The sequence below is a fragment of the Arthrobacter sp. M2012083 genome (genome assembly GCF_000281065.1).
GTDB lineage: Bacteria > Actinomycetota > Actinomycetes > Actinomycetales > Micrococcaceae > Arthrobacter.
Genome location: NZ_AKKK01000022.1, coordinates 110,051 through 135,275, shown reverse-complemented (window position 1 = coordinate 135,275; position 25,225 = coordinate 110,051). Strand labels below are relative to the sequence as shown.

At 62.7% G+C, this 25,225-nt stretch carries 25 protein-coding genes; 14 read left to right on the top strand and 11 right to left on the bottom strand.

The features are described 5' to 3' along the window. Positions 1-351: 351 nt before the first annotated feature. Positions 352-1,212 carry an HAD family hydrolase gene (locus A477_RS0111585; protein WP_017199158.1) on the bottom strand — a complete coding sequence of 287 codons (861 nt, stop codon included), beginning with the start codon at positions 1,210-1,212 and terminating at the stop codon, positions 352-354. 169 nt (positions 1,213-1,381) lie between these two features. Here A477_RS0111585 and A477_RS0111580 point away from each other — a divergent pair, with 169 nt between their 5' ends. Both A477_RS0111580 and A477_RS0111575 read left to right on the top strand, forming a co-directional pair. Beyond that, entirely contained in the window at positions 1,382-1,636 is a 255-nt protein-coding gene (locus A477_RS0111580) for a glutaredoxin family protein (protein ID WP_017199157.1), read from the top strand. Positions 1,637-1,711: 75 nt separating this feature from the next. After that, positions 1,712-2,419, top strand: a complete 708-nt coding sequence (locus tag A477_RS0111575; protein WP_017199156.1) for a redox-sensing transcriptional repressor Rex — start codon at positions 1,712-1,714, stop codon at positions 2,417-2,419. Positions 2,420-2,467: 48 nt separating this feature from the next. Here A477_RS0111575 and A477_RS0111570 read toward each other — a convergent pair whose 3' ends face one another. Further along, positions 2,468-3,268, bottom strand: a complete 801-nt coding sequence (locus A477_RS0111570; protein WP_017199155.1) for a YhjD/YihY/BrkB family envelope integrity protein — start codon at positions 3,266-3,268, stop codon at positions 2,468-2,470. Here A477_RS0111570 and A477_RS0111565 point away from each other — a divergent pair. Then, complete coding sequence (locus A477_RS0111565) at positions 3,267-3,470, top strand: PH domain-containing protein (protein ID WP_017199154.1); 204 nt, start codon at positions 3,267-3,269, stop codon at positions 3,468-3,470. The two genes, A477_RS0111570 and A477_RS0111565, sit on opposite strands and share 2 nt — an antisense overlap. Before the next feature lie 60 nt (positions 3,471-3,530). On the opposite strand, the gene A477_RS23300 is transcribed toward A477_RS0111565, so the two are convergent. Both A477_RS23300 and A477_RS0111555 read right to left on the bottom strand, forming a co-directional pair. After that, on the bottom strand, positions 3,531-4,223 hold the full coding sequence (locus A477_RS23300; RefSeq protein ID WP_157367084.1) for a hypothetical protein: 693 nt from the start codon (positions 4,221-4,223) through the stop codon (positions 3,531-3,533). Between the two features lie 165 nt (positions 4,224-4,388). Then, the gene (locus tag A477_RS0111555) at positions 4,389-4,940 is read right to left on the bottom strand and encodes a YceI family protein (RefSeq protein ID WP_026005548.1); all 552 of its coding nucleotides are present in this window, start codon (positions 4,938-4,940) and stop codon (positions 4,389-4,391) included. Between the two features lie 207 nt (positions 4,941-5,147). On the opposite strand from A477_RS0111555, the gene A477_RS0111550 reads away from it, so the two are divergent. The 10 genes from A477_RS0111550 to A477_RS0111505 all read left to right on the top strand — a co-directional run bounded on the left by A477_RS0111550 (position 5,148) and on the right by A477_RS0111505 (position 19,328). Continuing rightward, positions 5,148-5,813: a histidine phosphatase family protein gene (locus A477_RS0111550; RefSeq protein WP_017199151.1), complete on the top strand. Its 666-nt coding sequence runs from the start codon at positions 5,148-5,150 to the stop codon at positions 5,811-5,813. A 4-nt stretch (positions 5,814-5,817) separates the two neighbouring features. Further along, entirely contained in the window at positions 5,818-6,423 is a 606-nt protein-coding gene (locus A477_RS0111545) for a TlpA family protein disulfide reductase (protein ID WP_017199150.1), read from the top strand. A 5-nt stretch (positions 6,424-6,428) separates the two neighbouring features. After that, positions 6,429-7,184, top strand: a complete 756-nt coding sequence (locus A477_RS0111540) for a cytochrome c biogenesis CcdA family protein (protein ID WP_017199149.1) — start codon at positions 6,429-6,431, stop codon at positions 7,182-7,184. Then, on the top strand, positions 7,184-8,905 hold the full coding sequence (gene resB, locus A477_RS0111535; RefSeq protein WP_017199148.1) for a cytochrome c biogenesis protein ResB: 1,722 nt from the start codon (positions 7,184-7,186) through the stop codon (positions 8,903-8,905). Before A477_RS0111540 ends, resB begins: the two co-directional genes overlap by 1 nt. Continuing rightward, the gene (ccsB, locus tag A477_RS0111530; protein WP_017199147.1) at positions 8,905-9,972 is read left to right on the top strand and encodes a c-type cytochrome biogenesis protein CcsB; all 1,068 of its coding nucleotides are present in this window, start codon (positions 8,905-8,907) and stop codon (positions 9,970-9,972) included. Before resB ends, ccsB begins: the two co-directional genes overlap by 1 nt. Positions 9,973-10,180: 208 nt before the next feature. Next, entirely contained in the window at positions 10,181-12,277 is a 2,097-nt protein-coding gene (locus A477_RS0111525; protein ID WP_017199146.1) for an Hsp70 family protein, read from the top strand. Positions 12,278-12,280: 3 nt separating this feature from the next. Beyond that, positions 12,281-14,386 carry a LuxR C-terminal-related transcriptional regulator gene (locus tag A477_RS0111520; protein WP_017199145.1) on the top strand — a complete coding sequence of 702 codons (2,106 nt, stop codon included), beginning with the start codon at positions 12,281-12,283 and terminating at the stop codon, positions 14,384-14,386. A gap of 175 nt (positions 14,387-14,561) precedes the next feature. Then, positions 14,562-15,857, top strand: coding sequence for an IniB N-terminal domain-containing protein (locus A477_RS0111515; RefSeq protein ID WP_017199144.1), 1,296 nt, complete (start codon positions 14,562-14,564; stop codon positions 15,855-15,857). A gap of 124 nt (positions 15,858-15,981) precedes the next feature. After that, positions 15,982-17,856 carry a dynamin family protein gene (locus tag A477_RS0111510; RefSeq protein WP_237715789.1) on the top strand — a complete coding sequence of 625 codons (1,875 nt, stop codon included), beginning with the start codon at positions 15,982-15,984 and terminating at the stop codon, positions 17,854-17,856. Further along, entirely contained in the window at positions 17,853-19,328 is a 1,476-nt protein-coding gene (locus A477_RS0111505; protein ID WP_017199142.1) for a dynamin family protein, read from the top strand. Before A477_RS0111510 ends, A477_RS0111505 begins: the two co-directional genes overlap by 4 nt. Here the strand turns inward: A477_RS0111505 and A477_RS0111500 are convergent. Together A477_RS0111500 and A477_RS0111495 are read right to left on the bottom strand one after the other, a co-directional pair. Beyond that, the gene (locus A477_RS0111500) at positions 19,325-19,741 is read right to left on the bottom strand and encodes a hypothetical protein (RefSeq protein WP_237715788.1); all 417 of its coding nucleotides are present in this window, start codon (positions 19,739-19,741) and stop codon (positions 19,325-19,327) included. The two genes, A477_RS0111505 and A477_RS0111500, sit on opposite strands and share 4 nt — an antisense overlap. A gap of 192 nt (positions 19,742-19,933) precedes the next feature. Further along, positions 19,934-20,374 (bottom strand): PLD nuclease N-terminal domain-containing protein, encoded by a 441-nt coding sequence (locus tag A477_RS0111495; protein ID WP_017199140.1) that lies wholly within the window; start codon positions 20,372-20,374, stop codon positions 19,934-19,936. Positions 20,375-20,461: 87 nt separating this feature from the next. Between A477_RS0111495 and A477_RS0111490 the strand changes: the two genes are divergently transcribed. Next, the gene (locus tag A477_RS0111490) at positions 20,462-20,773 is read left to right on the top strand and encodes a DUF4229 domain-containing protein (RefSeq protein ID WP_017199139.1); all 312 of its coding nucleotides are present in this window, start codon (positions 20,462-20,464) and stop codon (positions 20,771-20,773) included. A 61-nt stretch (positions 20,774-20,834) separates the two neighbouring features. Here A477_RS0111490 and A477_RS0111485 read toward each other — a convergent pair whose 3' ends face one another. The 5 genes from A477_RS0111485 to A477_RS0111465 all read right to left on the bottom strand — a co-directional run bounded on the left by A477_RS0111485 (position 20,835) and on the right by A477_RS0111465 (position 25,189). Beyond that, positions 20,835-21,716, bottom strand: coding sequence for a 1,4-dihydroxy-2-naphthoate polyprenyltransferase (locus A477_RS0111485; RefSeq protein ID WP_017199138.1), 882 nt, complete (start codon positions 21,714-21,716; stop codon positions 20,835-20,837). A gap of 61 nt (positions 21,717-21,777) precedes the next feature. Further along, on the bottom strand, positions 21,778-22,917 hold the full coding sequence (locus A477_RS0111480) for an AMP-binding protein (protein ID WP_017199137.1): 1,140 nt from the start codon (positions 22,915-22,917) through the stop codon (positions 21,778-21,780). Positions 22,918-22,923: 6 nt separating this feature from the next. Further along, positions 22,924-23,874, bottom strand: a complete 951-nt coding sequence (locus tag A477_RS0111475; protein ID WP_017199136.1) for a 1,4-dihydroxy-2-naphthoyl-CoA synthase — start codon at positions 23,872-23,874, stop codon at positions 22,924-22,926. Between the two features lie 21 nt (positions 23,875-23,895). Continuing rightward, positions 23,896-24,333: a VOC family protein gene (locus A477_RS0111470; protein WP_017199135.1), complete on the bottom strand. Its 438-nt coding sequence runs from the start codon at positions 24,331-24,333 to the stop codon at positions 23,896-23,898. Positions 24,334-24,460: 127 nt separating this feature from the next. After that, positions 24,461-25,189: a CPBP family intramembrane glutamic endopeptidase gene (locus tag A477_RS0111465; RefSeq protein ID WP_017199134.1), complete on the bottom strand. Its 729-nt coding sequence runs from the start codon at positions 25,187-25,189 to the stop codon at positions 24,461-24,463. Positions 25,190-25,225: the final 36 nt, after the last annotated feature.

Genomic DNA, 25,225 nt, shown 5'->3' with positions numbered 1-25,225 from the left:
AGCGCCAGGGCTCGCGGCAGAGAGCGAACGGGCGGCCCCTTCAAGGTCGAAGTCCCAATCAGCTGGTCGGTAAATGCCCTGACTGACCCCTTCAATCTTGACGCGGTTCCAAATCTGAGACGGTGCGAGGCCAGCGGCCTTGGCCTCCTTGAGTGTAAACGGAGCGGATCTTAGCTGGGACGGGACAGGAATTGGCCTTTGCATACCGGCATTGTCGCCCAGAATCGACATGGACCGCCGATGTTATCCACAGGTCAGGAATCAAGCCGTTGGGAGGTGAGAGAGGGGTTGGTTCAAGCGCGAGGGAGGTGAGAGAGCGTTGGGTTCAAGCGCGAGGGAGGTGAGAGAGCGTCAGACGCGGGGGCCACGGAACTTGGAGAACCCACGCCACAGTCCGTACACAGCTCCGCCGACGGTCGCGGCTTTGAGGCCGAGCGTGGCCGCGCGGCGTCCCGAGCGGAAATCGTAAACGGGCCAATTGTTCTCACGAGCGTGCCGCCGAAGCTTCGCATCGGGGTTGATCACCACCGGGTGACCCACCATGGTGAGCAAGGGAATGTCGTTTGCGGAGTCGCTGTAGGCCCAGCAATGGTCCAGATCCAATCCCTCGCGATCGGCAACTAGTTGGACTGCGATCGCCTTTGCAGGGCCGTGGAGGATGTCGCCAACGAGCTTCCCCGTGTACACACCGTCGTCCACCTCGCCCACTGTGCCCAATGCGCCGGTTAGGCCGAGCCGGGTGGAAATGACCGTGGCGACCTCAATGGGCGTAGCCGTCACGAGCCACACCTTCCGGCCGACCCGTAGATGTTGTTCTGCCAGCGCCTTGGTTCCCGGCCAGATCCGTGACTCGATCATCTCGTCATAGACCTCTTCGCCCAGGGCCTTGATGTCATCCACGGTGATGCCGGCAGCAAGGGTCAGTGCGGAGTCGCGTACAGAATGGACGTCTTCCATGTTTTCGCCGCGCAGGACGAACTTGAACTGCTTCCAGGCGAACCCGGCAGCCTGGGAAAGTGTGAACGCTCTGCGTTCGTACATTTTGCGCGCCACATGGAAGAGGCTTGCACCTTTCATCAACGTATTGTCGACGTCGAAGAAGGCGGCTTCGCCAGCGTGCTTCCGCACGAGTTCCTGTTTCGCCGCGTCCTTCTGCGCGGTGTTTTGCACCAAGGCATCTGCGACCACGGCGGCGTTCTTCTCCTCGGGCATGCCTTGAGTCTAGTCAATCGCCGGGAACTGCGGTTGAGGGCGCACGGGCGGACTCGCCGCAGGGCGTGGGGTGTGAGTGAGGGTTGGTGGGAAGGGCTTGGGGTGTGAGTGAGGGTTGGTGGGAAGGGTTTAGGGTGTGAGCGAGGGGTGGGGCGGTTACCTTTGAGACATGGCTATTCCCGACGTCGTACTCCTTACCAAAGCTGACTGCCACCTCTGCACGGAAGCGCGTGCCGCCGTCGAGCGCGTCACGAAAAGCCTTGGCGTGCAGTGGACTGAGCAGAAGATCGACGGCGACCCCCAACTCCAGGAGCGCTTCGCAGAGGAAATTCCAGTGGTGCTGGTCGACGGCATCCAGCGGGATTTTTGGAAGATCGATGAGGAACGGCTCACCCGCACACTGAAGAAGGTCCTGGAAGGCTGAGGGTGGGTTACCCGCAGGTAATGGCTTTTGTTGTGTCCCGCCGAGGGTCATAGAGTGGAACAACAAAGCGATGCAATGGAGAATACCGTGACTGCGCTGGAACCGTCCCCGGACGCAACAACCGGGGACAACGAACCTGCCACCAAGCAGATCCCGCCCGCGGCTGTGGCCCGGATGACTCTCTATTTGCGCGCGCTCAACTCTCTCTTGGCCGAAGGTGTGGAACGCGTTTCCTCGGAAGCCTTGGCGGAGGCATCAGGCGTCAGTTCATCCACGCTCCGCAAAGACCTCTCCTACGTGGGCTCTTACGGGACCCGGGGCGTTGGCTATGAAGTCCAGTACTTGAGTCGGCACATAGCAGCCGCCCTCGGCTTGACCCACGACTGGAAGGTCGCGATTGTGGGCGCCGGCAACCTCGGCAAAGCCCTTGCGCGGTATGGCGGTTTTGAGTCCCGGGGCTTCGACGTTGTGGCCATCTTTGACGCGGACCCCATGGTGATCGGCAACGAGGTGGGCTGGCTGCGCGTGAGTGATTCGGCCGAACTGGAGCGAGTCCTGGAACGCACCCACGCCAACATGGTGGTGCTTGCGCTGCCTGCGACCGTGGCCCAAGCTGTGTGCGACCGCGTCATTGCCGCCGGAATCCGGAGCATCCTGAGCTTCGCCCCGGTGCTCCTGCAGGTTCCCCCGCACGTCAACCTCCGCAAGGTGGACATGGCAACTGAACTCCAGATTTTGGCCTACCATGCACAACGGGCGCAGACGCCGGGCCAGGCTGTTTAGCCTTTTCCGGGTCCGCGCCCGCGTTTCAACACTAGGAAGCGTGAGGGTTTAGCGACCGTAGGGGTTCTGGTACGGGTTTCCGAAAGGCTGGGCCTTACGGAAGTAGGGAGCCGACGCCGGCAGATACAGCATGACGATCGCTGCAACACCCAGCAGGATCACGATGAGCTGCATGATGCCGTAGGTTGCGCCGAACTGGAACAGGCCCGTGAGGCCCAGAACGGAGATGGCAGCGAACACGGTGCCCAGGATCCGGGCCCAGTTCTTGCCCTTCCGGACGGGGAAGGCGACCAACGCGTAAAGACCCAATGAGAAGATGGCACCGACTATGGCGCCCACTGCAATAGCACCGCGCATTCCCTCAATGGATTCCGCAGGGAACTCAGTGCCCTGCTGTGCGGCCTGCTGGTTCATCACGTTGATGAAGGCATCGGCTCCGGTGGTGGCCAGGAGCAGCGAGCTGATGGCAGACAGAATTCCGGCCGCAATGATCATCCAGAACGCGTAGTTAACCATTGGAGGGATAGTGGTGGGGCCGGGCTGCTGGCTTGGCCAGTTGTTGCCTTGGCCATACTGCGGAGCTCCGGGAGCCTGGCCATACGGGGAAGACTGCTGGCCGTACTGCGGTGCGGCGGGGGACTGCTGGCCGTACTGGGGCGCTGCCGGCTGACCGTAGGGGGAAGACTGCTGGCCGTACTGGGGCGCAGCGGGGGACTGCTGGCCGTACTGCGGTGCGGCCGGCTGACCGTACTGCGGTGCCGGCGGCTGCGGCGCTGAAGGCTGGGAGCCGTGCTGCTCGGGCTTGTTGTCGTCGCCCGGATTTGAGGGCGGGTACGGAGGGTTGCTCATGGCATTCCTTTGCTTGTTCGACTGCTGGTGCGGCCGCCGGGATCAGCAAAATGACCCTGCCCCCAGCGTGGTTCTGGTACCACCGTACCTCCAGCGTCCGACACTGCAGATGTTCACACGCAGGTATTTCAAGCTCACGGGAAAAATCATCATCCTGGCTTACGCCTTCATGATGAAGGCCGCGGGATCCGGGAGGATCTGACCGCGGCCTTCAGTTTCGCTTTACCGCCGAAATCGCACGACGACGGAAGTTGAGTCGGCGCTAAGCGTGGCCCTTCACAGTCTTGAACCAGAGCTGCGCATTGGGCAGCCACATCAGTACAACGGCAACTGCGCTCACCAGGAAGCCGAACCAATTGCCACCCAGGCCCATCCCGGAACCGCCACCACTTGCCGCTCCGAAGATGGCCAGGAGCAGGGAGACGCCGGCCAGGATGGTCAAGGCGAGGCGTGCCCACTCTTTGCCTTCCTTCATCTTCATGGCCAGGATCACTTGGGCGGCGGCGACCGCCAAAGTGAGCAGGAGGAGGATCAGTGCGATGGCGGCGAATCCCGGAGCAAAAGCGAAGGCCGCGATTACGGCAAAGAAAGCGATGAGGCCAAACAGCAGGCCCAGGAGTCCGGAGATCACCCAAATGAAGTAGGAGACCTTCAACTCAGTCGGCAGGCCCTGGGTCTTGAACATTCCCGAGAAGCCGCCTTGAGGCATGACGTCGTTGAAACTACGTGGTCCGTCAGTGGGCATTTCGAAGTGGAAACCGGAGCCGGGCTGGCCTTGTCCGGGCTGTGGATACTGCCCCGGTTGCGACGGCGGCTGGTAACCCTGCGGGGGTTGGTAGCCCTGAGGGGGTTGGTAGCCCTGCGGAGGCTGGTGACCCGCAGGAGGAACATTGCCGGGCTGCGGAGGCTGGGAGCCGGGCTGCTGTGGCTGAGGTGTTTCGTCTGGGGTACTCATGGCATCACTTTAGACCGCAGGTTGAGGGATGCATAGGAAATTCGGAGCCAACTCGCAGCTAAATACAGGCTGTTCGCCGAACAATTGCGGGGTGACTTCCGTATATGCGAAACGGCGCCCCCACAGCGTGAACTGTGCAGGGCGCCGTTTGGTGTTGCGTGCGGGCTACGCGGCAGCCGGTGCGATGAATGCGAGCTCAAGGTTGATGACAACCTTGTCGCTGACCAGGACGCCACCGGCTTCGAGGACGGCGTTCCAGGTGAGGCCGAAATCCTTGCGGCTGATGGTGGTTTCGCCGGAAACGCCGGCGCGGGTGTTGCCGAACGGATCCACGGCCACACCGTTGAACTCGGTCTCGATGGAGACTTCCTTGGTCACGCCCTTGATTGTGAGATCGCCCACGAGGTCGAAGCTGTTGCCGTTGGCCTTGACGTGGCGGGACACGAAGGTGATTTCCGGGAACTTCTCCACATCGAAGAAGTCTTCGCCCTTGACGTGGCCGTCGCGGTTGACGTCTCCGGAGTCGAAGCTGGCGGTCTGGATGGTGGCGGTGACCTTGGAATCGGTCAGCGTTTCGCCAACTTCCAAGGTGGCAGCAGCATCCTTGAACTGCCCGCGGACCTTGCTGATGCCCGCGTGGCGGACGGTGAAGCCGATCTCGCTGTGGGAAGCGTCGAGGGTCCAGGTGCCGGTGGTGACGGAAGCGGGGAGAGTCATCATGGTGTTGCTCCTATATCGAGTGGTAGGTACTGCTTGCTTGCTTGGTTGAGCTCATTGCTTGAAGCGTCAACCGAGCTTCGTATCCAGTATAAACATGCATATGCATCTTTTATTCCAACTCCACGGAACATTTCGGGAAAACTTTGAGTTCTACTAGCGGTAGAAGATTTCGGATCGCCCCGCTTCTTTGAGAAACTGGTAAACATGCCCCAAGCAACTGTCCATTTGCTTCGCCATGGCGAGGTCCACAATCCCGACGCCGTCCTCTATGGCCGGCTGCCGGAATTCCACCTCTCCGAACGTGGCCGCGAGATGGCCCGGATGCTGGCGGACCACTTCACGGCCCGCGCCAACCAGGGTGCCAAGATCGTGCATTTGGTAGCCTCGCCGCTCACGCGCGCCCAGGAGACGGCTATGCCCACGGCCGAGGCCCTGAACCTGGAGATCACCACTGAGCCGCGCATCATCGAAGCAGAGAACCACTTCGAGGGACTCCACCCCACCAAGAGCGAGTTCCTGAAGCCCAAGCATTGGATCTACTTCCGGAATCCGTTCCGCCCTTCCTGGGGCGAGCCGTACAAGGAACAAGCAGCCCGTGTGTTGGCCGCGGTCGAAGACGCCCGTGTGAAGGCAATCGAATTGGGCGGCGACGGCGCCGAGGCCATTCTGGTCAGCCACCAACTTCCCATTTGGTCCACCCGGTTGACTGCCGAGGGCCGCCGTCTGGCCCACGATCCCCGTAAGCGCGAGTGCACCCTCACGTCGCTGACCTCCCTCACACTCGACCACGACGGCAAGATCGTGCGCGTTGAGTACACCGAGCCTGCTGCCGTCCTGCTTCCCGGCGCGGCGAGCACCCCGGGAGCGTAGAAGCATGGACAACAATCTTTCGCGCCGCGGCGTGCTGACCGCCGGTGGTGTCCTTCTCGCTGGACTGACCATGGGCCTGTCCGCGTGTGCCCAGGAAGACTCCCTTGCCAAGCAAGCCAAGGCCGGAGACAACAAGAACTACGTGGCAGGCGATGGTTCGGTGACGGAGTTCGCCAAGGCCGACCGCTCCGCACCCGTTGCGCTCAAAGGCACTCTCTTTAACGGGCAGACGGTAAAGCCCGAGGATCTCCTGGGCAAAGTTACTGTCCTGAACTTCTGGTTTGCCGCTTGTGCTCCGTGCCGCATCGAAGCCCCCCAGCTTGAAGCCCTGCACTTGGACTTCAAGGACCAGGGCGTCCAGTTCTTCGGGGTCAACCTGCGGGACGAACAAGCCACCGCCGAGGCCTTCGACAAAACCTTCAACATCACCTACCCGAGCTTCAATGACAAGGATGGGGCAGTGCTGCTGTCCGTGTCCGGTATTGTGCCCCCTGGTGCAGTACCCACAACGCTGGTCCTGGACAAGGAGGGCAAGGTTGCCTCACGCGTCCTCGGCGAGATCGAGAAGAGCACCCTGAAAGCCCTCATCACCTCCGCAGTGGCCGAGTAGCACCCATGAACAGTCCTTTCGCCGAGACGATCCTCAACGGATCACTGCTGCTGGCTGTGCCAGTGGCGCTGCTGGCCGGACTGGTCTCATTCCTTTCTCCCTGCGTGCTGCCGTTGGTCCCCGGTTACCTTGGCTACGTCACGGGACTGACCGGCGTCGACCTCCAGAAGCAAAGGCGTGGCCGCATGCTGGCCGGCATCGGCCTGTTTGTGCTGGGCTTTTCGGTGATTTTCGTTCTCTTGGGTGGCGCCTTTGGGCAGTTGGGTACGTTGCTGACCGGCCCCCAAAACGCTTGGATCACGCAACTGTTGGGCATCCTCGTGATCATCATGGGCGTGGTGTTCATGGGCGGCTTCGGTTGGCTGCAGCGTGACGCGAAGATCCATGCCAAACCTCCGGCGGGCCTCTGGGGCGCACCGCTGCTGGGACTGACGTTCGGGCTGGGTTGGGCTCCCTGTATTGGTCCAACGTACTCCGCGGTACAGTTGCTGAGCCTGTCCGGCGGTTCATCGGCGGCCAAGGGTGCCCTTCTGGCGTTCGTTTACAGCCTTGGCCTTGGCATTCCGTTCCTCCTGATTGCCTTGGCTGTGCGTCGGGGCATGGGAGTCATGTCCTTCTTCCGCACGCATCGGCTGGCTATCCAGCGGATCGGCGGAGGCATCCTGATTTTGCTTGGAATCCTCATGGCCACCGGCGTGTGGGGAACCTGGGTGACCGAGTTGCAGTACTGGTTCCAAAACGATGTGAAGTTGCCAATCTGATGAGCGAGTCCGTGAAAGCCAAGAAGAAGTCACCAGCCGCTGAAAGCACCCCCGCAGAAGGCACAACAGGCGAGGGAAAACTCCAGCAGGCCAAGTCCGAGGCAGCTCTGCCCGCGCTTGGTTTCAAGGGCATGCTCCGATGGTCCTGGACCCAGCTGACCAGCATGCGCACGGCTCTGTTCCTGCTGCTCCTGCTTGCCGTTGGCGCTGTGCCGGGCTCCCTGTTCCCGCAGCGGCCCGCGAATCCGTCAGTGGTCACGCAGTACATCAAGGACAACCCTTCCTACGGCGAGCTTCTCGACGCCCTGCAGCTCTACGACGTCTACTCGTCGGCTTGGTTCTCGGCCATTTACATACTGCTGTTCATCTCCCTGATCGGCTGCGTCACTCCGCGCGCCATCGCCCACTACAAGGCCATGAAGTCGCAGCCGCCACGCACCCCCAAGCGCCTTTCGCGCCTGCCGGAGTACGGCACCTTGGCGGTGCCTGCCGACGCCGGGATCCCGGCGTCGAAAGCCATCAACGACGCCGCCGGGCTGCTGAAAAAGCGCGGCTACCGCGTTGAGGTCAGGGACGTCGACGGCGCCCTGCCGTCACTGGGTGCCGAGCGCGGCTTCCTGAAGGAAGTGGGCAACCTGGTGTTCCACACCTCCTTGATCGGCGTGCTGGTGTCCGTGGCCATTGGTGGCTTGTACGGGTACAGCGGCCAGCGGATCCTGGTGGAGGGTGATACATTCGTCAACACCTTGGTGGGCTACGACCAATTCACGCCGGGCACCAACTTCCAGAGCAGTTCTCTCCAGCCGTACTCGATGCAATTGGATAAGTTCGAGGCCAGGTTCGACCGCGAATCGCCCGGTAAGGCCGGCCAGCCCATCGACTACACGGCCGAAGTGACCACCAAGGAAACTCCGGACGCGCCGGCCAAGAAGGAAACCCTCAAGGTCAACGACCCCGTTTCGCTCGGGAATACAAGCCTCTACCTCACCGGAAACGGCTACGCGCCCATGGTGACGGTCCGGGACGGCGAAGGCAACGTTGCTTTCCAGGGTCCCGTAACGGCCAAGGTGCAGGGCGACAACTACTACTCCTCCGTGGTCATCAAGGTCCCGGACGCCAAGCCGGAACAGTTGGGCTTTGTTGGCTTCTTCCTGCCCACGGCGTTCGTGACGGAGGACGGAATTTCCTTCAGCGGCGCCCCGGAACTGATCAACCCGCAGCTGAGCCTGAACTCGTTCTACGGTGACCTCGGCCTGGACAAGGGCGTACCCCAGAACGTGTTCGAGCTGGACGTCAAGGACCTCAAACAGCTCAACGGCCGCGACCTCGCCGCCGGCGGCATCACCCTGAGCCCGGGAGCCACGGTCAACCTGCCCGAAGGCAAGGGCAGCATCACGTTCGACGGCGTCAAGAAGTACATCGGGGTGGACATCCACCACAACCCCGGCCAGCTCTACGCGCTGATCTTCGGTTTCCTTGCGGTCGCCGGCCTGGTCATGTCGCTGTACATCAACCGCCGCCGCGTTTGGGTCCGCACCGGAACCCACTCGGACGGCCGCACCATGGTGGAGTACGGCCTGCTGGCACGCGGTGAAGACCACCGCTTGGCCGGTGAAGCCGCAGCCCTCCGCGAAATCTTTGCCCGGGAATGGAATGTCCCGGAAACGCCGGAAAGCCCCACAACACCTGCAGGATCTTCCTCAACCTCGAAGGACCAGTAATGCCCGTCATCAACGAAACCCTGGGCCAGTACAGCGAGCTGTTCATGCTGTTGGCCGCCGGCACGTACACCGTGGCGTTCATCGCATTTGCCTGGGACTTGGCGAAGAGCAGCAAGATGCTCCGCGCCGTGGACTTGAAGGCAGCGGCCAGCGCCGCCGGCGAGAAGGTCACGGTTTCTGCGGGCCGCGTCGCGGCGGGCTTGGGAGGTCCTGACGCCGGTGGGCCGGCAGGCCGCGCCGAGCGTCCGACGTCGGGCCTCACTTTTGAGGGTGGAACCGCCGCCGGCGACATGAAGTACGCAGGCGAACGCCGCGCGCCCGCCCGCGTTGCGGTAGCGCTGACGGTGTTGGGCGTACTCATCCATGGCGCCGGCGTGGTCACCCGCGCATTTGGCGCAGGCCGCGTGCCGTGGGGAAACATGTACGAGTTCCTCACCACGGGTGCCTTCGTTGCCGTAGCTGTCTTCCTGGTGGTCCTCATCCGCAGGGATCTGCGCTTCCTGGGGACCTTTGTGATCGGGCTGGCCATCATCATGCTGGTGGCTGCTTCGGCGGCTTTCTGGACCCCGGTGGGGCACCTGGTTCCGGCGCTGCAGAGCTACTGGCTGATCATCCACGTGTCCATCGCAGTTCTGTCGTCGGCTTTGTTCACACTGACGTTCGCGATGTCTGTGCTGCAGCTGCTGCAGTCGTACCGCCAGAAGAACCTTGCCGCGGGCCGCGCGGACAACCTGGGCTTCATGCGCTTGGTTCCGAACGCGCTGAGCCTCGAGAATCTCTCTTACCGCATCAATGCCATCGCCTTCATCGGCTGGACGTTCACCCTCATGTTTGGTGCAATCTGGGCTGAAAAGGCCTGGGGACGCTTCTGGGGCTGGGACCCCAAGGAAGTCTGGACCTTCGTGATCTGGGTGGTCTATGCGGGCTACCTGCACGCCCGGGCCACCCGTGGTTGGACCGGAACCCGTGCAGCGTGGTTGTCGATCGTTGGTTATGCCTGCGTCATCATCAACTTCACTCTCGTCAACACGGTTTTCAACGGCCTGCACTCCTACTCCGGGCTCTAAGCCGCGGAACTGCAGCCTTCGCCCCCTGAGCAGGGGCTTTGCTCCCCTATGCGGAGACGGTCTTTGAAAATGACAATTCGGTGTATCAACTGTGACAGTTTGGTGTAGCAACTAAGCCTTTTACCCGTCCGGGGCAGGTGCTAACTTGTTCAGAACCCGCTTGTGATGCAGCCCGCTAGCGACGCGCCGTGTTCTTTTCGAGGTAACCATGAGCTATGTTCTCGCCATTGACGTCGGGACCAGTTTCACCGCCGCAGCCCTTGTAAAGCCCAACCAAGGCCCAACTCCAACAGCCGAGATCCTCCCGTTGGGGGTGCATGGCAGCGCCGTGCCTTCGGTGTTGTTCTATGCAGAAGACGGCCGCATTTTGATAGGCGAAGCAGCCGAACGCCGTGGACTGGACGATCCCCAGCGCGTGGTGAGGGAATTCAAACGCAGGATAGGCGACTCGGTTCCCCTCGCTGTCGGAGAGAGCTGGCTTGCCCCCGAGGACGTATATGCCGCCATGGCCCGGTGGGTGGTGGACAGGGCCCAAGAGCGGGAAGGTAGCTCGCCGTCGTCGATCATCATGACGCACCCCGCGGCATGGGGACAGCACCGTACGTCGTTGGTGCTTGCCGCGCTCAATATGGTTGGCCTGGAGGACATCACCTTAATCAGCGAGCCGGAGGCGGCAGCCCTGCACTATGCCTCCCAAACCCGTGTGGAAGATGGCAGCATCATCGCGGTGTACGACCTCGGTGGCGGTACTTTCGACACCGCCGTGCTCCGCAAAGCCAGCGCCGGCAACTTTGAGCTATTGGGCCGTCCCGATGGTATTGAGACCCTTGGCGGCGCCGATTTCGACGCCGCCGTCCTGCGTCACGTGATGGGCCACCTTGGCGAGGGCGTGGCATTGGATGTGAGCTCTCCTGAGACTTTGGCGGCCCTCTCACGGTTGAGGCGGGAATGCCGGGAAGCCAAGGAAGCACTTTCCCTGGACAGCGAAGCCAGCGTGGCCGTGTCCCTGCCCGGCACCCAGCTGTCCGTGCGGTTGGTCCGTTCCGAATTCGAAGCGATGATCGAGGCCCCTGTCAGGGACACGGTGGACGCCCTTGAACGAAGCCTTCGGAGTATCAACCTTGAAGCCCAGGACCTGAGCGCGGTGCTGCTCATCGGAGGATCGTCCCGGATTCCACTCGTGGCGGAGCTGATTTCCGTGGAACTGGACCGTCCGATCGCCGTCGACGCCGATCCCAAGTCATCCATCTGCCTTGGCGCTGCCGTGGCTGGCCTGCGCCCCAGTGGGGCAGGTTCAGTGGATGCGGAGGCAGCCGCCACAGCCGCTTCAGCCGCGGCGAACTTGTCCCTGGAATCAATAGCCCGGGAAAAAAGTGCGGACTCTTCGCTGGGGAGGCCACACGCGCCGAGCCGGGCTCCCTTCAGCCACCATCAAGCATCGACGGTCAAGCCTGGTCGCCATGCCCCGAGGCCTCGCGTTCGGATGGCGGCAGCAGCCGCCGCAGCCGCAACGGCGCTGACCATCGCAACCGCCACAGCGGCACAAAGCCCCGAAGGCACCGGACTGCTGGCCACCGTGTTTGGAAACCAGGCGGCCGATGTCATGCGCGACGGCGGTGCGCAGGCTTCCGGGGCCCAAGCTTCCGGGGCTGGCGGTGCTGCCGGTTCCAGCCCCGTCATCGGTGGACCGGCGGCTGGACTCGAAGCGAGCGTCAAGGCCGGGGTCACGAGGGCTGGGTCCAACGGAAGGGCTCCGGCCCGGCTGAATACAACGAACCCGGGCGCAACCAACGCGGGCAAAGGCAGCGCGGCCGATGGTTCGGGCAACACGGCAGGGACGGGTGCCGCCGGTACCTCCTCCGGTACAGCAGCAGGCGGGACGGGAGGTACCACCACGCCTGCTGCCCCCGGAACGGGGACTTCCACTCCGGGCACTCAGGCTCCTACGCCGCCTACCGCTGATCCTGATCCCACAGGGGGTGCCGCGGCCGGACCGACGCCTCCTCCGGCAGCCACAACACCACCACCGGTGACGACGGACCCGACAACTCCGCCGGTAGGCGAACCAACAACGCCGCCCAGCACCCCTACGGATCCGGTGACTCCGCCGCCGCCACCACCGTCTCCGGAACCCGAACCGGAACCGGAACCAACGGTGCCGCAGCCCGAACCCACGGTGGTCCAAGACCCGCCGGCATCTCCTGCACCTGTGCTGCCGCAGGAGACCACCCCGCCGGCCGTCCCTGACCCTTTACCAACGGAAACCAGCCCTACTTCGGATCCAGCGCTGCTCTCGGCGGTCTAACCCATGACGGGACATGACCATAAGCCTGGGCACTTTCGGCCCGGGGGAGACGATCACCCCCTCAACCACGCTACTGACACCCCGGGCGCAGATGACACCCTCGGCGCAGATACGGCCCCCACGCTGACAGGCGGGACTGCCGCTGTCCGCGAGCTGCTTCTGGCCCTGTCCGTGGGATTCTCCATCCCGTCGCCCCTTCCCGAGAGCCTGCGTGACCCTGACAGTTCCGACCACCCAGACGGCTTGGACTCGATCATTGCCGCTGCCAAGGACACCGGCTTGCTTTTGCCGGATGGGACTGTAGTGGGTACTGCACGGTACGCCCTGCTCAAGGGGACCCCCACTGCCCGTATCCGGGCGCTGCAAAGGGAGTTGGTGGACAAGACTCTCCAGGAAGGCCTGGTGCTAGGGGACCTGGCCCGTGACCTCGCAAGGAACGGGTTTCAGGACCCTCGTGTGGTGGCTGAGCTTGAACGGTCAGCGGACGATGCCTTGGCAACGGATCCGCGATTGGCTGCTGAACTTTACGCCGAAGCCCTCTTGGCCGGCGGTGACGAGGTTGCCAAGGCCGCGAGACATGCACAGGCTACAGCGGCCACCGGTGACTTGGACTCCGCGGGCAGGATGGTGGACCGGCTTCTGGCGGTGCCCGGGGCCCCCGATCTTCGTCTGGGAGTAGACGTGGCCGCGGCCGTCTGGGCGCAACGCGGAATGCTTGCCCGGAGCGCAGATACGTACCACTGGCTGGGGCCGGACCGGATCGACGGTTCGGCCCCGCTCGCTGCGGTGGCCATGATCGGTTCGGGAAACCCGGTGGATGCGGAGGAGCTTCTTGCAGCTGTTCCTCCGAGCGGTTCGCCTACGCTCCTGGCGGTTGCGCTGTCCCTGACTCAGCAGGGGCTTCGGGAAACCTTGGAGCCGGCACCGGAACTGGCGCTGGCCGAGCTCATCAGGGCCTCGGACATGATGAACGCGGCTGGCACTTCCATCCCCTTGCCGGAAACACCCGCTGCCCTGGCTGCCTTGTGCGCCCTCCACAGCGGTGAGCCGACCGTAGCGGACACCGTCCTCAAGGCAGCGTTGGCTGCAGGTCAGGGCGGCGACGCAGCCCGTCCCCGGCTGTTTCTGTTGCGCGCGTGGTCCTCCATGCAGCAGGACAACGCCGACGACGCCCGTTTGGCCATCAATGAGGCCGTCAAAGCCAATCACTGGGTCCTGGCGCCGAGGGACGAGTTCTTGTTGGCGGCCTTGGAAACAGGCCTGGCCAGGCGGGGCAGCGATGTTCATGAGCTCGTGCTGGCTTGGGACAGGGCCCGTGAAGCGATGATGCACGTTTCCGTGGACCTCTACAGCCTTCTATCTTGGGGCGAGTTGATGATCACCGCAGCACGGTTGAGGGAATCAAGGAGGGTTGCGCATTACCTGGAGAGTGCTTGGGACTTGCTGGGGAGGCTGGGCAATCCGCCCTTGTGGTCTGTGCCGTTGCACTGGGCGGCGGTGCAAGCGGCGTTATTGAGCGAAGACCCCGCCGGGCTTGCACCGCATGCGGCAGCGCTGGTGCGTGCATCGGAGCATAGCCATCTGGCTGCCGTGCTCGCGGCCGGCGGTAAGGCTTGGGTCTCCGTCCTGGCCGGCCGCTTTGAAGCGTCCGACGTCGAAACAGCGGCCCGCGGGTTAGCCGCCGTCAGCATGCCTTGGGAGGGCGCGCGCTTGGCGGGCCATGCCGCAGCGCATGCGGATGAGCGACGCGACATGGTGAAACTGTTGGCATGCGCCAGGGATCTGCACCCCCAAGGTTCGGCCCCGTCCGCCGGGGTTTCAGAACGGCAAGAAGTTGCTCGCGTTGCTGTTCCCGCTCAGCCTGTCATGGACATCGGGGGTGGCCCCGGCGCTCCTGACTCCTCCGGACTCAGCGCCAGGGAACGCGAAGTTGGTCGGCTCATCCTGGAAGGGAAGACCTACCGGGAAATCGGCGAAGCCATCTACATCTCACCCCGCACGGCGGAGCACCACGTGGCGCGCATGCGACGACGACTGGGGGCCGAAAGCCGCTCGGAACTCCTGGTCCGCCTGCGGATGGCATTGGGGGAGGGGTACCCACCTCCGTAAGGCGGCAACCCCTCCACCCCCTAACGGAAAGCCGGGCAATCCCCTAACGGTGAGGGGAGTGGTAGGGGGACCACCCCCGATGCCCGGTTACCGGCCACGGCAATACGTTGAATGCAAGCCCGGCAAAGGCGCCGGGCGAATCATTATCCATCACAGAATTTGAGGGAGCACTCCAATGCCAACACTCGCACAACAGCTCGTGCAGTTCCTGATGAGCCTGTTCAACGATCCTGATGCCGCTGAAGAATTCGTACGGGATCCCGAAGCAGCGCTCGCCGCAGCAGGCCTGCGCGACGTCTCGTCGGCCGACGTCGACGCCGTCCGCCCGGTGGTCCTCGATTACGCACCCATCAACGCCCGTTCGTCGTTCGACCGTGAATACAACACAGGAGGCAACAACGCTTCCACCGGCGGTGGCGGCGGCTGGGGTGGACACGACGACGATGATCACGACGGTGGCGGACACGGCGGTGGCGGGGGCGGCAGCTGGGGTGGACACGACGACGATGATCACGACGGTGGCGGACACGGCGGTGGCGGGGGCGGCTGGGGTGGCCATGATGACGATGATCACGACGGCGGTGGACACGGTGGCGGCGGTGGGGGCGGCGACTGGGATGACCATGCGCATGCCGTCCAGCAGCTTGTCCACGTGGTGAACAACTACTCCTACACCACCACCATCGACGACCGCGACACGATCACCGATCAGTCGGTCAACCAGAACATCTGGGCAGACGGCGATGTTACGCAGCTCTTCAACCAGGACGCTGTGGTTGCCTCCGGTGACGGCGCCATTGCTGCCGGCGATGATGTCAGCAACTCGGGCAACACGACCACCACAACCACCAACACTGATGACCATTCAACGGATAACTCGGTCACTGTGGATGCCAGGGGCAATAACGACATCTCCATCGGCAACGACTACTCGGATAACTCCGTGACCAAGGACTCCTACAACACGGACGTCGACGTGGACATCGATGCGGAGTTCAAGGACTCCTTCAACGACGACCACTCCACCAATACGGACAATTCGCACACCAACATCCACAACACGGACTCGTTCAACAAGGACTCCTACAACAACGAGACCGAGCTGGAAGTCGGCGACGTGGACGTGGAGTACACGAACATCGAGAACTCCACCATCATCAAGGACAACGAGGTGGATCTGGAGTACACCAACGATCACTCCACCAACGTGGAACTGGAAGATGTCCAGGTCAACTACGACTCCACCGTCATCCAGGACAACGAGGTGGAGATCGACAAGTCAGTGGACAACTCGGTTGAAGTAGGCGACGTCGATGTGGATTACACGAACATCGAGGGCAACACAGTCGTCGCCAACAACGAGCTCGATGTCGACTACACAGATATCGATGCCAACCACTCGCTTGTAGTTGCAGACAACGAAGTGGACGTCGAGGTCGAGAACACCAGCGAATACGATCCCGCCTCGTAGTAACCGCTGCGAGAACCATCACCCCAGCAGTGCCCGGCAGACGCCACAACGTCTGCCGGGCACTTCGTGGCCTCATCGGCGAGGCAGGCAGAGCAAAGGACAGACCGTGGCGGACACAGGACACATGACCACGTTGGTTGAGCAGGGCATGGCGCTGGTGGGGGACCGGAATGACCTCAGGCGCCGACTGGAAAGCACCCTCAACCGCTTGCGCGATCCAAGCGTCCGCGTCATGGTGGTGGGCGAGTTCAAACAAGGCAAGAGCCAACTCATCAACGCCTTGGTCAACGCGCCTGTCTGCCCGGTTGATGACGACATCGCCACCTCCGTCCCCACCGTCGTACGGCAGGGGGACCCGGCGTCGGCCGTTGTCCTTGTCCCCGGCCAACATGGCACGGACCCGGAAGGGGACGCAAGCGGGCAAGAGAGCGGGTTGGAACGGCAACCAGTGCAGCTGGATCAGCTCGCGGAATACGTCTCCGAAAAGGGCAACCCGGGCAACTCGAAGAACATCGTGGCGGCCGAAGTTTCCCTGCCCCGGAAACTGCTCACCGGCGGACTGACGATCGTGGACTCTCCGGGCGTTGGTGGCCTCGGCTCAACACACACCTTGACCACGCTGACTGCCCTGCCATCGGCGCACGCCATGGTGTTCGTCTCCGATGCTTCCCAGGAATTCACCGAGCCTGAGATGCGCTTCCTGCGTCAAGCGATGCGCATCAGCCCCAACGTCCTGTGCGTGCTGTCCAAGACTGACCTATATCCGAGTTGGCGCCAGATCGCGGAGCTGGACCGGAAGCACCTGGCCGAGGTCGGCCCTGATATTCCGTTGTTTCCAGTGTCCTCGCAGTTGCGACTCCATGCGGCGCGGCTGCAGGACGCCGAGCTGAACGCCGAATCGGGGTTTCCGGCGCTGATCGCCCACCTGCGGAACAACATTGTGGGCGGAGCGGCCAGGATCCAACGCAAATCCGTGAGCAATGACCTGTTGACCGTCAGCGAAAACCTCAGGCTGGCGCTGCAATCGGAGTTGGCAGCCCTGGAGAATCCGGCGGGAACTCCGCAGATGATCGCCGGCCTGAACGCGGCAAAGGAAGACGCCGATGCCCTCCGCAAACGCTCGGCCCGTTGGCAGATTACGCTCAACGATGGCATAGGCGACCTCATCGCCGACATGGAATATGACCTGAGGGACAGGCTGCGCAGGATACAACGCGAGGCCGAAATTGCCATAGACCAAGGCGACCCGGGACCTGCTTGGGAGCAGTTCACGCAGTGGCTGGAACAGAGCACGGCAGCGGCGGTATCGGATACCTTCGTGTGGACCAGCGAGCGTGCTCAATGGTTGGCCACGCAAGTGGCGGAGCACTTCTCAGAAGATGAGGTGGCCCTCCCCGCCTTGAGGGTAGCCGATACCGGCGGTGTACTGGACCCCGTCGCAGACATCCAGGACATGGAAGACGGCAAGCTCGGGCCGCTGCAGAAGGTGCTGATCGGGATGCGCGGGTCCTACGGGGGCGTGCTGATGTTTGGCCTGCTGACAGGCATCTTTGGGATGGCACTTATCAACCCGCTGTCCGTGGGGGCCGGCCTGATGCTGGGACGGAAAGCCTACCGGGAAGACAAAGAGGCCAGGCTCAAGCAACGGCAATCCGAAGCCAAGATCCTGGTCCGGAAGCACGTGGACGATGTTGTCTTCCAAGTAGGAAAGCAGCTCAAGGACAGGCTGCGGCTGGTTCAGCGGGCCACACGGGACCACTTCACGGAAATCGCCGAGGAGCACCACCGTTCCCTGACGGAGTCAGTGGCGGCCGCGCAGAAAGCGGCAGCTACCTACGCCGTTGAGCGGGACACGAGAATCAAAGACATTCGGAATCAGCTCAAAGTAGTGGATGCCCTGGCCAAAGCTTCTCAGCAGCTGCAGGAAGAGCCGCCAGCGCCGCAGACAGTCCCCGCAACCCAGGCCACAACAGCGCCTACCTCGGTCCCGGCGGGATGATCGAGTCGGGCATTGCCGGAGCCGCCGACCTGCTCCGGCAAGCAAGGGAGGTCTTCCACGACGACGCAGCGGCGCTCGCAGTGGTGGATGAGCTGGAGGACAGGCTGGAAGGTCCTTTGAGGATAGCTGTGGCGGGCATGGTCAAGGCCGGCAAATCAACACTGCTCAACGCCATCATCGGGGAGGAAATCGCCCCCACGGACGCCGGGGAATGCACCCGGATCGTCACGTGGTACCGCTATGGGCACACACCCAGGATCACGCTCCATCCGATTGTCGGGGAACCCCAATCCCTCCCCGTCACCCGCGAAGACGGCAGATTGATCTTCAACCTGGATAATGTCCGGGCCGATGACGTGGAGCGGATGGTCGTGGACTGGCCATCGGCAAGCCTGCGGGAGCTTACGCTGATCGACACCCCCGGGATCGCTTCCTTGTCACAGGATGTTTCAAGCCGGTCCACGGAGTTCCTCCTCCCCGAAGACGCTCCTGTGGCCGCCGATGCCGTCATCTATCTCATGCGGCATCTCCACGCATCGGATGTCCGATTCCTGGAGTCTTTCAAGGACACCGCCGCAGGCCAATCCGGGACTGTGAACGCCTTGGCGGTCCTGTCACGGGCTGACGAGATCGGCGCGGGAAGAATCGATTCCCTCATTTCCGCAGCAGTGATCGCTGACAGATACAGTCGTGACCAGAACCTCAGACCCCTTGCCTTGGGTGTTGTCCCGGTTGCCGGTTTGCTGGCGCAAAGTTCGAGGACCATGCGCCAGACCGATTTCGAGTCCATGCGGCTGTTGGCGCAGATGGAGAGAAACCAGCGGGAAAGACTGATGCTGTCAGCGGACCTTTTTGTCCGTGCCGGCCACCCCGATGGTCTGGACACGGCAGCAAAAGCGTCCCTCGTTCTAAGGTTCGGCCTTTTCGGGATACGCCTTGGTGTTGCCCTGATCCAAGGTGGCGTCAGCAATCCGACGGAACTTGCCCATGAGCTGGCGCGGCGTAGCGGACTTGGCCAGCTGTTGGACAACATCGCCTACCTGTTCCAGACGAGAGCGGACGCACTCAAGGCGCGTGCCGCCGTCGTAGGTTTGGAAGCGCTGCTGCGCAGTTCGCGCAAAGAGGTGGCGGTGCTTTTGGAAGCCAACGTGGAAAAGCTTCGAACGGGAGCCCACGAGTTCCGGGAATTGAAACTCCTGGCAACACTCCGGAGCGAAGGCCTGAACCTGGCTCCGGGGCAATCGGCAGAGGCTGAGCGGTTGGTGGGCGGCCGTGGCAGCACGCCACCGCTGAGGTTGGGCCTGGATGCGGACGCAAGCCCGGAACAGATAAGTGAGGCAGCGCGAAACAGCTTGAACCGTTGGCGGTTGCTCGCGGAGAACCCGCTTACTGAGCCGGCAGCACTGGACGCATGCCGCATAGTCATTCGCAGTTGCGAGGGGATGTTGGCCGCTATGCCCGCCGTTCCCTAAGGAACCCGTTCGCTAAGCAGCCAGGTGGTGGTGGACGGGAGAAAGAGCAGGATCAGGGCGGCTGCGGCCAGGATGAATTGGGCAGCCAACAGCACGATCGTCAGGACACCGTCCGTGCCGGGGGCCACCAGGAAATCGGCGGTAATGACTGTGACCACGGCATGGAGCAGAACCAACGGGGCAAGGGCCCAGCGAGACCAGATACGGCGTTTAAAGAGGACCGCCAGCAGGATAGCTTCCATGGCTATTACCAGCGCGAGCATGGTGAGGCTTCCCAGGAACACGACGGCGGTGGCTCCCTCTACTGCGTCGGCGTCGCCGTCGGGGACCATGCCTCCGATCACGCCTTTCAGCCGTTCGAACTGGGGATCACGGCCGAGAAAGCCTGTCACCACGACAGCTATTCCGGCCACGAAACTGGCTACCCAGAGTGTGCGTGACCAGCGTGCAGGTCCGGGAGGACGAACAACCGCCGCTATGGGGGGCGGCGTGGACAAGGAAATACCTGGACGTGGGGGCGGTGCGGAGGGTGATGCGGGCCCGCTGACTGATGGTGTGGAGGAGGGTGACTGCCGTGGTCCATCAGATTGCTGGGCCATGTTTGCCTACTTCAGCTCGTCCGTGTCATGGGGATCCGGCTCGCTGCGCTTGGCGTCGCCGGGGTTGAAACCGTTGTTTTTGGCGTCGCCGCTGCCATCCTCTGGCTTGTGGCTGGTATCTCGTTCCTTGGCATCATGGTCTGCCTTGAGCTTCTTCAGGCGATCCTCTTCAGCCTGGTTACGGCGGCGGGTTTCGAGGTTGCGCAGGAATTCGGGATCGTCGTCCGGGGCTGTGGGCTGTCGGCGTACGGGCTTGGCAGTGGGCTTGCCGTAGGGCCGGCCGAAGATGAACCAGAGGATTGCTCCCAACAGCGGCAGGAGGATCATCACAATGATCCACGCGGGTTTGGAGATCCCACGTGTTTGGTTGCCGTCCGTGCGGATGACATCCACCAGGGCATAGACGAAGATGACCAGAACTATAACGACGCCTACAACCCGGAGCATGCACCAAGTCTAGTCGCCTGAAGCCAATCACTGGACGCCCTGTTCCGGCTGTGATCAGAGTGCAACCATCCGGGCGGCTAAACTTGGATGGTGGCTTTCCTGAAGTATTCCCTCATCCGTCTGGTGCTGTTCGTGCCATTGTTCGTGCTGTTCGCCTTTTTGGGGGTGGGCTGGATCCTTGCCGTGGTCTTCGCCGGGCTGATTGCCTTCGCTATCAGCTACCTGTTCTTCCAGAAACAGCGCGACGCCGCCACGGCAGCCATGCGCGAGCGTTTCTCCGGGCGGGCGAAGCCCATCCGTACTGCCGGTGAGGTTGAAGACGCCGCCGTCGAGGACGGCTTGGTGGAGAAGAACCCGGACATCGCCGTGAACAACGACAAACGCCCGGGCACTGCCTAGAACTTTTGTGTAAAGCTAACGCCCCCAAGAAAACTTCTTAGGGGCGTTACTTGTATGGAACTTAGAAGCCGCGGCTCAGGATGAGTCCCAGCGAGAACAACAGGCTGTAGCCGAGGTTGATCATGCCGGTCTGCTTGAGAACCGGGATGAGGCTCTTGCGCTTCTTGCCGTTCACCATGAGCCAGGCCGGCATCAGGCAGGCCGGAATCAGCAGCAGCACGATCAGCATCCACGGCTTGGTGGGTGCCAGGACGATCACGAGCAGGATGGCCACAGCCAGCATCAGGACGTAGCTTTCGCGGGCATGCCGGTCACCCAGGCGGACTGCCAAGGTCCGCTTTCCAGCGGCCGCATCCGTGGGAATGTCCCTGACGTTGTTGGCCATTAGCAGTGCACAGGCGATGAGTCCGGTACCGATCGCCCCGATGACCGCGGCGAGGCTGACCTGCCCGGCCTGGGTGTAGGTGGTTCCAAGGGTGGCCACGAGTCCGAAGAATACGAAAACAAAGACGTCGCCCAAGCCCAGGTAGCCGTAAGGGTTCTTGCCGCCGGTGTAGCCCCAAGCCGCCAGGATGCACCCGATACCTACCAGGATCAGCCACCATGCCTGGGTCATGATCACCAGGATGAGGCCGCAAACCATCGCCGCCCCGAACAGGGCAAAGGCAGCCCACTTCACCTGCTCCGGCTTCGCGGCTCCTGAACCAACCAAACGGAGGGGGCCCACGCGGTCCTCATCCGTGCCGCGAATGCCATCGGAGTAGTCGTTGGCGTAGTTCACGCCAATTTGAAGCAGGAGAGCCACCAATGCTGCCAGGATCGCGTTCGGCAGCCGGAAAGCGTGGAGCTCGTACGCCGCTGCCGAACCGATGAGGACCGGCGCGATGGCCGCGGGCAGTGTGCGGAGCCGGGCTCCTTGAATCCATTGTGCAGCTGTCGCCACGTGTAGTACCTCGTGTATTTCGCGGTTGATCTTAGTCAGGGGGGCGGAGGGAAGAACTTGTCTATTGTCCCTGATGCAGCTCGGAAAGCCGGTCAATCATGGCCATACGGTCCGGCTTTCCGTTGGGAAGCATCGGCAATTCATTATCGGCAAACACTGTTTTGGGAGCCAGGACGCCTAGTACTTCCTCCCTGCGGGCTGTGAAGCCCTCAAGGCCAGCGGGCGACGGATCAGTCACGGCAACGTAAGCCGCCACAGCTTGGCCCCATTCCCGCGACGGGACTCCGGCCACGAAAGCCGCGGTGACGCCGTCGAGCTCTTCCAGCTTGCCTTGGATGTAAGCGGCGGAGGCCTTGACGCCTCCGGTGATGATCACGTCATCGGCGCGCCCCAGTACGGTGAGCTTGCCGTCGTTGGACAGCTCGCCAAGATCGCCGGTGATGTACCAGCGCACGCCGTCCTCCTCGAAGAATGCCGCCTTCGAGGCGCGGGCGGCGTCCAGGTAGCCCGCTGCCACTGTGTCGCCACCAAGCAGGATGCGGCCTTCCAGTTCGCCTTCACCGATGCGGACCTCGACGCCGTCCAACGGCTCGCCGTCGTAAACGCACCCGCCGCATGTCTCGGCCGAGCCGTAAGTGGTCACCACCTTAAGCCCCTCGGCGTGGGCGGCGGCGAGGAGTTCAGCGGATGCGGGAGCGCCGCCCAGCAGGATCGCGTTGAAGCGGCGCAGCACGGCCAGGGTTTCCGGCGCAGGGGAGTCGAGGAGCCGTTGCAGTTGCGTGGGCACCAGGGAAGTAAACCGGATCTTGTCGGTCAGTTCCTCGGCGGCGGCCGTGAAGGCCTCGGGCGTGAAGCCATTCGACTGGTCCATGACCCACGGGCGCGTGCCTGCGTAGAGCGAGCGGACCAGCACCTGCACTCCGGCCACATACTGCAGCGGGAGCGCCAGCAACCACTGACCTTCGCCGCGCAAGGCCACGGCAGTGGAAACAGAGGAAGCGGCCAGGGCGTCGATGGTCAGTACGGTTGCCTTGGGCGTGCCCGTGGAACCGGAGGTGCGGACCAGCACGGCTGCCTCTTCGACGCCGGTCTCCACCGGAACAGCCCGTGGCTCGCCGTTTTCATCCACCACTATTTCGACGGCGGGGCCCTCGCCATGGAGGGCGGCCATCAGGGCTTTCAAAATGGGATCGATGTTCACGAGGTCCTAGAAGTAGTAGGGGAAGCTGGACCAGTCGGGGTCGCGCTTTTGTAGGAACGCCTCTTTGCCCTCCACGGCTTCGTCTGTCATGTACGCGAGACGGGTGGCTTCACCGGCGAAGACCTGCTGGCCGGCCAAGCCGTCGTCGGCCAGGTTGAAAGCGAACTTGAGCATGCGGATGGCCTGCGGTGACTGGCGGGCGATGTCCGCCGCGTACTCCAAAGCAACTTCCTCGAGGCGGGAGTGGTCAACGGCCTCATTCACGGCGCCCATCCTGACCATGTCCTCCGCGGAATACTCGCGGGCCAGGAAGAAGATCTCCCGCGCGGCTTTCTGCCCGATCTGGCGGGCCAACAGCGCCGAGCCGTAACCGGCGTCGAAACTTCCCACGGTTGCGTCCGTCTGCTTGAACTTGCCGTGCTCGCGCGAGGCGATGGTGAGGTCGCTGACTACGTGCAGCGAGTGGCCGCCCCCGGCCGCCCAACCGTTGACGACCGCGATGACCACCTTGGGCATGGTCCGCATGAGCCGCTGGACTTCCAGGATATGGAGGCGTCCGGCGCGGGCGGGGTCGATGGTTTCCTGTGTATCCCCGTCGGCGTAGCGGTAGCCGTCCCTGCCACGAATCCGCTGGTCGCCGCCGGAGCAGAACGAGTGTCCGCCGTCCTTCTCTGAAGGTCCGTTACCTGTGAGGAGGACTGTGGCGACGTCCGGCGTCATGCGGGCGTGATCCATGGCCCGGTAGAGCTCGTCCACGGTACCCGGGCGGAACGCGTTGCGGACCTCGGGCCGGTTGAAGGCGATGCGGACCGTGGGGAGGTCCTTGACTGTGCCGTCCGTTGAACGCTCAACCTGCCGGTGGTAGGTCATGTCCTTGAAGTCGTCGAAGCCGGAAACTGTGCGCCAGCGTGAGGGGTCAAAGACGTCGGAAACCTTGGCAGGGAGTTGGTTGTTCACAGTCCGAGTCTAGTAATGGCCTTAGCTGATGCAGAACTCGTTGCCCTCGGGGTCGGCCATGGTGTGCCATTCGTGGGGTCCCTGGTTGGCGGTCCACAGGTGCTTGGCGCCGCGCGCTTCGAGCTGTTTCCGCACGTCATCCTTGTCCCGGTCGTCCAGACGGACGTCCCAGTGCACCCTGTTCTTGACAGACTTTTCGTTGGGATCCGTTTGGAACAGGATTCGCCGTCCGGTCTTGGGGTCCGTGTCTTCGGCGGGTACGATCGCGCAGCCCTCCGCCCACACCAGCTTGCCGTTGTGCGTAATGGTCTGGTCTTCGGTGGCGTAGCCCTGTTCGATCATGGACCGGATGAACGCCTCGTCCTGCGGCTCGACGTTCCACTCGAGGGTCTCAGCCCACCAATCGGCGAGGTCGTGCGGCTTCTTGCAATCGACTACTACCTGGATGTTCAGTGTCATGCTCTACAAGGTATTCCGACGGCGGGTGGCTGGGTAGGGAGTTGCGGTCAACTTCCGTCCGGGTTGCCCAATTGAGCCGCAGATCAGGCCGTTTTCCAGGGCGGCTGAGTACCACCGGAAGTGCGACCTAGCTGGGGAGCAGTTCGGGCGGTACCGCATAGATCAGGACCACGGCCATGAGGTTCTTGGCGGCGTGGACAAAGTAGGAGAACATCAGGTTCTTGCCCGTCCAGACGTAAACGGCCACCAGCACCACGGCCATCCCCAGATATGGAGCCAGCGCAGACAAGGCGAGCCCTTCGCGGCCCACTACATGGATGGACGAGAACACCACCACGGAAATCACGCAGCAAACCCAGATGTTCAGGTACTGCGACAACTTGCCGATCAGGAGGTGCCGAAAGAGATATTCCTCCACGAACGGGCCCAGGATGACCAGCAATGGCACCATCAGCCACGCCGGCACCTGTTGCAGCATGCCTTGGATGCCCAGTTGGTTCTCGGAGCTTTGGGCGGTCCCGAACGCCGCCACCAGAATGGCTGTAAGAATCAGCATTACCACCAAGGCCAAAGGGATCATGCCCAGCGTGAACCACGGTCGGGTCCCCAGGATTTTGAGATCGCGGCCCACGACGCGCCAAGCGGACGCCACTGCAAATATTCCGACGCCGGCATAGAAGATCGCGTTGACGGCATAGGACGCTGTGGCCGGGTCGGTGAACAGCTGAAGCATCAGCCGGTTGAGCGTCTGGCCAGCCAGCAGGAAGTAGGCGGTAAAGCCCACATAGGCTGTAACGGCGATGGCATCCAGGGCAGTGAATCTGTACAAAGGTGCCTTGGTGGAAAGAGTGCCCATGTGACCAGCCTAGCTTTGCTGCGAGGGCCATGCTTA